The 8,736-nt window shown below is 55.4% G+C and carries 9 protein-coding genes and 1 rRNA gene; 3 read left to right on the top strand and 7 right to left on the bottom strand.

The window, feature by feature from the left end; genetic code table 11:
• The first annotated feature begins 24 nt into the window (after positions 1-24).
• A 5S ribosomal RNA gene (rrf, locus tag VL547_RS03690) occupies positions 25-136 on the top strand.
• A 191-nt stretch (positions 137-327) separates the two neighbouring features.
• Positions 328-2,637, top strand: a complete 2,310-nt coding sequence (locus tag VL547_RS03685; protein ID WP_325575314.1) for a GH92 family glycosyl hydrolase — start codon at positions 328-330, stop codon at positions 2,635-2,637.
• A gap of 166 nt (positions 2,638-2,803) precedes the next feature.
• Here VL547_RS03685 and VL547_RS03680 read toward each other — a convergent pair whose 3' ends face one another.
• The 5 genes from VL547_RS03680 to VL547_RS03660 all read right to left on the bottom strand — a co-directional run bounded on the left by VL547_RS03680 (position 2,804) and on the right by VL547_RS03660 (position 5,047).
• Positions 2,804-3,187 (bottom strand): RNA-binding protein, encoded by a 384-nt coding sequence (locus tag VL547_RS03680; RefSeq protein ID WP_325575312.1) that lies wholly within the window; start codon positions 3,185-3,187, stop codon positions 2,804-2,806.
• A 100-nt stretch (positions 3,188-3,287) separates the two neighbouring features.
• Positions 3,288-3,734, bottom strand: coding sequence for a 50S ribosomal protein L9 (rplI, locus tag VL547_RS03675; protein ID WP_325575310.1), 447 nt, complete (start codon positions 3,732-3,734; stop codon positions 3,288-3,290).
• 10 nt (positions 3,735-3,744) lie between these two features.
• Entirely contained in the window at positions 3,745-4,011 is a 267-nt protein-coding gene (gene rpsR, locus VL547_RS03670) for a 30S ribosomal protein S18 (RefSeq protein WP_325575308.1), read from the bottom strand.
• Between the two features lie 2 nt (positions 4,012-4,013).
• Positions 4,014-4,370 (bottom strand): 30S ribosomal protein S6, encoded by a 357-nt coding sequence (gene rpsF / locus VL547_RS03665; RefSeq protein WP_325575306.1) that lies wholly within the window; start codon positions 4,368-4,370, stop codon positions 4,014-4,016.
• Between the two features lie 38 nt (positions 4,371-4,408).
• Positions 4,409-5,047, bottom strand: a complete 639-nt coding sequence (locus VL547_RS03660) for a T9SS type A sorting domain-containing protein (protein WP_325575304.1) — start codon at positions 5,045-5,047, stop codon at positions 4,409-4,411.
• A 141-nt stretch (positions 5,048-5,188) separates the two neighbouring features.
• Between VL547_RS03660 and htpG the strand changes: the two genes are divergently transcribed.
• Entirely contained in the window at positions 5,189-7,042 is a 1,854-nt protein-coding gene (gene htpG, locus VL547_RS03655) for a molecular chaperone HtpG (RefSeq protein WP_325575302.1), read from the top strand.
• Here htpG and VL547_RS03650 read toward each other — a convergent pair.
• Entirely contained in the window at positions 7,026-7,778 is a 753-nt protein-coding gene (locus VL547_RS03650) for a LytTR family DNA-binding domain-containing protein (protein ID WP_325575300.1), read from the bottom strand. The two genes, htpG and VL547_RS03650, sit on opposite strands and share 17 nt — an antisense overlap.
• A partial coding sequence (locus VL547_RS03645) for a sensor histidine kinase (RefSeq protein ID WP_325575298.1) occupies positions 7,766-8,736 on the bottom strand: 971 nt, incomplete at its 5' end. The genes VL547_RS03650 and VL547_RS03645, both read right to left, overlap by 13 nt.

Here is an 8,736-nt window from a genome sequence, read left to right as displayed (position 1 = left end):
GTTGTAACCACGACCTAAAGAGTTTATGGTGGTTATGCCGAGGGTGATCACCTCTTCCCATACCGAACAGAGAAGTTAAGCCCCTCATGGCCGATGGTACTGCACCAAAATGCGGGAGAGTAGGTAGCTGCCGTAATTATTGAAAAGGCCCGCACGCATTCGCGTGTGGGCCTTTTTGTTTTTGGCCGGCACCGCCCGATACAGCGGCGAGCGCGACCACACACAGAACCCGCGGCTATCTTTAAAATTCGTTGTGTTTTCGCAATGCGTATTTTTTGTACTTTGGGCGGTCGATAAATTCGGCTTAAACGATTTACTATCTACATGATGAAAAAATTATTAAAAGCCTTGCCGGTATTTGGTTTACTGGGCGGGTCGTTGTTGGCGCAGGGGCAGATGGTTCCCCGGAGCGTGGGAAAGGTGGAGGATCCGGTGGATTGGATCAACCCGCTGATGGGAACGACGTCGAAGCCGTCGCTGTCGAATGGGAATACATATCCGGCGATCGCGCTGCCGTGGGGGATGAACTTCTGGACGCCACAGACGGGGAAGATTGGAGACGGATGGGGATATGTGTATCAGGCGGACAAGATCAGGGGGTTCAAGCAGACGCACCAGCCCAGCCCCTGGATCAACGATTATGGACAGTTCGCGATCATGCCGGTAACAGGGAAGCTGGTGTTCGACCAGGATGACAGGGCGAGCTGGTTTTCGCATAAGACGGAGGTGTCGCGGCCATACTATTACAGCGTGTATCTCGCGGACGCGGATGTGACAACGGAAATCACACCGACGGAACGGGCGGCGCAGTTCAGGATGACATTCCCGACCTCGGACAGCTCCTTTATCGTGGTGGATGCGTTCGAGCGCGGATCCTATATCAAGGTGATTCCTTCGGAAAAGAAGATCATCGGGTATACGACGATGAACAGCGGCGGGGTGCCGGACAACTTCAAGAATTACTTTGTCATCTATTGCGATAGGCCGTTCACGTTCGCGGCGACCTGGCACGACAAGAAGCTGGCGACGGATACGCTGGAGTACCAGGCGGGCCACGTGGGAGCGGTGCTGGGTTTTAAGACAAAAAGGGGAGAGCAGATCCACCTGAAGGTGGCGTCGTCCTTTATCAGCTACGAGCAGGCGGAACTGAACCTGAAACGCGAGATTGGCCAGGACGAATTCGCGACCACGGAAAGGAAAGCAAAGGCGGCCTGGAATACGGAGCTGAAGAAGATTTCGGTCGAAGGCGGTACGGTAGACCAGGTGAAGACTTTTTATTCCTGTCTCTACCGGGTATTGCTGTTCCCGCGGAAGTTCTTCGAACTGGATGCGACGAACGCGGTGGTGCATTACAGCCCCTACAACGGGCAGGTGCTGCCGGGTTATATGTTTACGGATAACGGCTTCTGGGACACCTTCAGGGCGGTATTCCCGATGTTCACGCTGGTCTACCCCACCCACGACGCGCAGATCATGGAAGGGCTGGCCAACGCCTATAAAGAGAGCGGCTGGCTGCCGGAGTGGCAAAGTCCGGGTCATCGGGATTGCATGGTGGGCTCGCACTCGGCGTCGATCATTTCGGACGCGTATATCAAGGGGCTCAGGGGTTACGACATAAAGACCCTATATGAGGGCATCCTCAAGAACAGCGAGAACGAAGGCCCGCTGAGCTCAGTGGGAAGGCTCGGGGTGAAGTATTATAACAGCTTGGGGTATGTCCCCTACGACGCGGGTATCGAGGAAAACACGGCCCGTACGCTCGAGTACGCCTACGACGACTTTACGGTCTCCCGGCTGGCGCGGGCCCTGGGACGTCCCCAGGAAGAGATAGACCGTTTTGAGAAGCGCAGTCAGAACTACCGGAACGTATTCGACCCGGAGACGAAAATGATGCGCGGCCGCAACAAGGACGGGAAGTTCGAAACGCCCTTCAGCCCGTATAAATGGGGTGACGCATTTACGGAGGGCAACAGCTGGCACTGGACCTGGTGCGTTTTCCACGACATCACCGGGCTGTCTTCCCTGATGGGTGGACGGGAAATGTTCGGGAAGATGCTGGATTCGGTCTTCAAGCTGCCGCCCATCTTCGACGACTCGTATTACCACGTAACGATCCACGAGATCCGGGAGATGCAGATCGTGAACATGGGGCAGTACGCGCATGGCAATCAGCCGATACAGCACATGCTCTATCTCTACAACTTCGCGGGTGAGCCCTGGAAGGGCGAATACTGGATACGGGAGTCGATGAACAAATTGTACAAGGCGGTGCCGGACGGGTATTGCGGGGACGAAGACAACGGTCAGACGTCGGCCTGGTACGTATGGTCGGCGATGGGGATGTACCCGGTTTGTCCCGGTACGCCGCAATACGTCATAGGGGCGCCGCTGTTCCGGAAGGTAACGGTATCCCTGGAAAACGGGAAGCAGGTGGTGATCGAGGCGCCAGCCAATAGCGAGCAGAATATCTACGTCGGTAAGGTGACGATGAATGGCCAGCCGTATTCGAAGGAATATTTCAACCACTTCGACCTGCAAAAAGGGGCGGTGATCCGTTTCGACATGCAGACACAGCCGAATAAGGCGCGGGGAACCAATTCCGTGGATTTCCCCTACTCCTTTAGCGCGGGGAAATAATGAACTTAAAAGGCCCCTGGAAATGGGGTATGGCAATACATCAGGGCGTGGGCGAATGGACCCACGCCTTTTTTTGCGCCATCCCGAGGCCCGCGGAGGGGGGGCGCAAAAAAAAATCCCCCGGGAACCAGCCTGGGGGATTAAATGCATTGTCTGACGGGAACGCCTAGCGATCGTAGCGACCACCGCCGCCGCCGTAGCCACCACCGGAGTTGTTCCGGCGATAACCGCCACCGCCGCCGCTGCCGCCATATCCACCGCCGCCGCCGCGTTTGAAACCACCACCGCCACCGCCGGAGTTATTCTGCGGGCGGGGGAAAGATTCCTTAACGACGATTTTACGGCCTTGAAGTTCAGTATCGTTCAATTCAGCTATCGCAGATTGACCTGCATTTTCATCTTCCATTTCCACAAATCCGAAGCCCCTGCTACGGCCAGTTTCCCTGTCGGTAACAATTTTGACAGAGGTCACGGCTCCGTAGGGTTGAAATACATTTTTCAGATCTTCCTCAGAAATGCTCCAGGAAAGATTCGCAACATAAAGGTTCATTTGACAAAAAATTTAAGTTTGATCATTGTTAGCTGAATGTAGTAAAATCAACGTAACAATACTAAAGTTAGGAGAAATCGCGGAAAAGCCCTATTTTTTTTTACTCCGCAACCACCTCGAATTCCAGTTCCGTCTCCTTGCCGCCCCCGAAGTCGATTTTGGCCTTGTAGGTGCCAAGTTCCTTCACGTCCTCGAGGATATGGATCCTGCGACGGTCGATGTCATACCCCTTCTCCTCCCGGATGGCGCGGGCCAGCTGGACGGAGGTGACGGAGCCAAAAATCTTACCGGAGGTACCGGTCTTGGCGCCGAGCTTGATGGGGGATGCCTTCAGCACTTCTACGACCTTATTGATTTCGGCCAGCATCTTTTCTTCCCGTTTCTTTTGCTGTTTCTGGCGTTCTTCCAGCATTTTCAGGTTGCCGGTGTTGGCCTCGACAGCCATTTTCTGGGGGATGAGGAAGTTACGGGCATATCCGTTCTTTACGGTAACCAGCTCGTTTACACCGCCCAGGTTATTTACATCTTTAATAAGAATGACTTGCATGAGGTACTCCTTACTTTAAAAGGTCAACTACATAAGGTAACAAGGCCATCTCGCGGGCCTTTTTCACGGCGTCGGCGACTTTACGCTGGTACTTCAGGGAGTTGCCGGTGATGCGCCGGGGGAGCATCTTACCTTGTTCGTTCAGGAACTTCTTCAGGAACTCCACGTCCTTGTAGTCGACGTGCTTGATGCCATAACGCTTGAAACGACAGTACTTTTTCTGACGCTTTTCGGTCTTAATGGCCGTCAGATACTTGATCTCGTTGCTCTTTGCCATGGTTAAGCCTCCACTTTTTCTTTGGGGGTGGAAAATGCGCCATTCCTTCTTTTCTCATTGTACTCGACGGCGTATTTATCGAGCTTAACGATAATGTGACGCATGCTTTGCTCGTCACGCAGAAGCTGTACTTTCAGCTTCTCATTGAAGTCGGTTGGCGCTTTGTACTCCGCAACCCAGTACAAGCCTGTGGTTTTTTTGCGGATCGGAAACGCCAGTGATTTCAGGCCCCAGGGGGTTTCGTGCACCATCTCGCCGCCATTTTCGGCAATAAGCGAGGTGTATTTCTTTTGGACGGCTTTGAACTCGTCCTCAGATAGCACAGGGGTAAAAATCACCATCAATTCATAATTCTGCATAATTAAAAATATGTTTGGGGCTGCGAAGGTAATAATTTCTATTGAAAAATCAGCACTTTTTGGGGATGAATGCCCCGGCTGTCGAGGATTTCCAGGAAATAGAGCCCGGGGCTCAGGCCGTCGACCGCCAGGCTGATTTGTTCATCCGTGGATGATAGGGACCACGACTGCTGCTTCACCATTTTACCCTCGGGGCTAAAAAGCCGGAGCTCCAGCGGCCCGGTCGATGGAGACAGGAGGGCTAGATGGATGTTGCCCTGTACGGGGTTGGGATACAGGCGATAAGCACTGGCGCTCGTAAATTCGACGGTTTGGACCGGGGAAAGCTGTGCCGTATCGGAGCTCAATTGTCGGGACAACCGGTAGTAGCTGACCCCATTAAGCGGCAGGGAGTCACGGAAGGCATATATCTGGGCGAATTTGTCCGCCAGGCCGGGGACGGAGCCGATGGTGGACCAGGTCTGGCCGTCCCTGGACCGTTCAACCTCGAACGGAATGGGTTGGCCGTCGGAAGAGGTCGACCAGTTCAGATCGACTACCGGACCGTCGGGAATTGCTTTGAAACTGAGCCAGTCGATGGGAAGCGGAATTTCGAAGGGGGTAACGCGTATCTGGGCGAAAAGGCCCATGCCGGGTAACATCAAAAGACACAAGGTCGCGAACACTTTGGTACACATAGGGACGGATTTTAGCTATAGGGGATAGCACAAAAACTACGCCAGATATAGTGGAAATCTGTCATAGGTTACTTGTCATCCTGTCAGGATGATCCCATTGGCATTGGGTTTGACGCGCGACCTCCTAAACGATAGTCTATTATGCAAAAAGGCCAGATACGCGTCCAAACCGAGAATATTTTTCCGATCATCAAGAAGTTCCTGTACAGCGACCATGACATCTTTGTCAGGGAGCTGGTCAGCAACGCGGTGGACGCCACCCAAAAGCTCAAAACCCTGTCGTCGCTGGGCGAAGCCAAGGGAGACCTCGGCGACCTGCGCATCGACATTACCATAGATACCGATAAAAAGACACTCACCATCTCCGACCGGGGTGTCGGTATGACCGAGGCCGAGGTCGATAAATACCTGAACCAGGTGGCCTTCAGCGGAGCCGAGGAGTTCCTGAACAAATACAAGGGACAGAACGAAGCCAATATCATCGGGCATTTCGGCCTGGGTTTTTACAGCGCCTTCATGGTGAGCGATCAGGTGACGGTGGTAACGAAAAGCTATACCGACGCTCCCGCCGTCCGCTGGACCTGCGACGGCAGCCCTGAGTTCACCCTCGAAACCACGGAAAGACCCGCCGGCCGTGGAACGGACATTATCCTGCACCTCAACGAGGAAAGCCTGGAGTTCCTGGAAGCCGATCGAATCCGGCACATCCTGGAACGCTTTTGCCGCTTCCTGCCCGTTCCCATCTGGTTCGAGGACAAACAGATCAACAACACGAACCCTGCCTGGACAAAAAAGCCGTCCGAGCTGACCCCGCAGGACTATAAGGATTTCTACAAGGAGCTATACCCAACCAACGAGCCCCCGCTATTTTGGATCCACCTCAACGTGGACTATCCGTTCAACCTCACGGGTATCCTCTATTTCCCCAAGATCCAGCACAGCTATGAAATTCAAAAGGACAAGATCCAGCTCTATTCCAACCAGGTCTTTGTCACCGACGAGGTAAAGGACATCGTGCCCGAGTTCATGATGCTCCTGCAAGGGGTCATCGACTCGCCCGATATCCCGTTGAACGTGAGCCGCAGCTACCTCCAGGGGGACCCGAACGTGCGAAAGATCAACGGTTATATCACCAAAAAGGTGGCCGACAAGCTGAGCGAGCTGTTCCGTACGGACCGCAAGGAATACGAAGCGAAGTGGGAGCACATCGGCCTCTTCGTGAAGTACGGTATGATGACGGACGACAAGTTCCTGGAGAAAGCAAACGATTTCCTGATCATGGAGGACGCAAGGGGCGGCGCTTTCTATACGCTCGAAGAGTACCGCGAAAAGACCGGCGACCTGCAAAAGAACAAGCAGGGCAAAACAGTGATCCTCTATACGACCCAACCGGTGCAGCAGGATGCCTATATTCAGGCGGCGCAGGCCAGGGGCTACGTGGTGGTCAAGGCCGAAACGCTGGTCGATGCCGCTTTTATCAACCACATGGAGATGAAGTGGGAAAACGTCCAGTTCACGCGCGTGGACGCCGACATCGTGGAAAACCTGATCGACCGCCAGGAGCACACCGAAAGCGTGCTCACCAAAGAACAGGAAACGTTGCTGAAGGAATGGTTCGGCGGCCAGGTGCCGGATCAGCACATCACCGTGGAGCTCCGCGGGCTTAGTCCGGAATCGGCCCCGGTAGTGGCTACCCGACCCGAATTCATGCGGCGCATGAAGGATATGGCGTCCGCTGGCGGAGGCGGTATGGCGGGTTTCTACGCCAACATGCCGGACGAGGTGACGCTCACCGTGAACGGGAATCACCCCATCTACCAGCAGCTGCTGCAGGACAATAACGCAGACCACCGCGACAAACAGGTGCGCAACCTGGCGGACCTGGCGCTGTTGTCACAGGGTTTGCTGAAGGGGAATGAGCTGACCGCCTTTATACAAAGGAGCGTGGAGCTCATGGGCGGTGAAAAGAAGAGCCGTATTATAACAGAGATTTGATCAGATCACGCTTCTGACGCGATACGGGGACGGCGGTGTTATCTTCCAGGAGGAGATACCCGCCGTCTTCCTTTATCCAGCTGCGGATGAACGAGCGGTTGACGAGATGGGACTGGTGGCAGCGTAGGAACCCATAGTCCCGAAGCATTTCTTCGTATTCGAAAATGGGTTTTGACACCAGGTATTTTTCGCCGTCCTGGAGGTAGAACGTCGTGTAGTTGTTGGAGGCTTCGCAGCGGACGATCCGTCCGGGGTGGACCAGGCGGGTTTCGCGGGCGCCTGGGAGGGCGATGCGGTGCTCCTGTTTTTGCTGCTGGTGCTTCAGGAGCTCCAGTAGATTTTCCAGCTGGGCCTTCTGATGCCGGTCAGCGCGTCTGGCCAGGGCCTTGTCGACGGCATGCCGCAGCTCGGTTACGTCGATCGGTTTGAGCAGGTAATCCAGCGCGGAGAACTTTATAGCTTGTATGCCATACTCGTGGAACGCGGTCACGAAGATCACGTCGAAGTCGGGCGCCGGGAGGCTGCTGAGCAGGTCGAATCCGGTCTGTCCGGGCATGGATATATCTAGGAAAACGAGGTCCGGCCGTTTGTCCAGGATCAGCGATCGCCCGTATACGCTGTCGTAGGCGGCGCCGGCCACGGTCACCTGCGGACAATGCCTTTCGAGGAGCTGTGACAGGTTTTCCACGTTGTTGGGCTCGTCGTCGACGATCACCGCCCGGATCATGTCAGCCATTTGCTAAAGATAAAGGTAAAGGTGGTTGCGCGGCGGCCCGCCGTATAAAGGAGCCCGATGGACGCCGCGGGGTTGAGCTGGTTGAGGAGGCGGATGCGGTCGGTGGTCAGCCGGAGGCCGTATTTGCCCCGGCTGTCAGTCTCGCCCGGGTGACAGCCGTACCCGTTGTCCGTGATCTCGACGACCAGGTCGTCGGACCGGGTGAAGGCCGCCAGCGTTACGAGACCGTTTTCCCGGAGGGAAGAAACACCGTGTTTGACCGCATTTTCGATGATGGGTTGTAACAGCAGGTGGGGCACTTCTATCGTATCGAGGGGGAGGTCGCTGTCGATACGGTACCGGAAGTGAAAACGAAGCTGCTCCAGGCGAAGGTAGGTTTCCATCGACTTGAGCTCCTGGCCAAGGGTTCCCTGCACCCGGTCCTGCCCGGTGAGCGTATTGCGCATGAGGTTGCTGAAAGCCGACAGGTACTCGTTGGCGCCGTCGATGTCGTGTCTGTTGACCAACCCCTGTATCGACGTGAGTGCGTTAAAGATAAAGTGCGGGTTGAGCTGGGCCTGGACCGACCTCAGGGACTGGATGGCCGTTTGCCGGCGGTTTTCCTGTTCGGTAAGCTGGTGGCGTTTGCGCCGGCGGTACAGCTCGAACGAGACCAGGAGGCCGGCGATAACGGCGGTGGCGACAAACCAGGTCGTTGACCACCAATACGGCGCCACGACGACGGTGTAGTGGGCTTCCGTTTCGGGCTGGAAGCGATAGCGCAGCGACAGGTCGTAGGTGTGGCCCCTGGATGCGTGCAAAGGGAAGGCGGACGAATCCATGGGAAACGTCCGCCAAAGGGTATCTTTTTCAGGGCTATCCTGGCCGGCGCCACTCGTCCGCTCAATCCGGTATTCGATATCGGGAGGGCCCAGGCCCGGCCAGGTATTGAATGTCAGCGAGAAGTCCTGGTTGCCGG

It is taken from the genome of Dinghuibacter sp., from assembly GCF_035492835.1.
Taxonomy (GTDB): Bacteria; Bacteroidota; Bacteroidia; order Chitinophagales; family Chitinophagaceae; genus Dinghuibacter.
The sequence above is the reverse complement of the archived record's forward strand: the minus strand, read 5'-3'. Positions and strand labels throughout refer to the sequence as shown.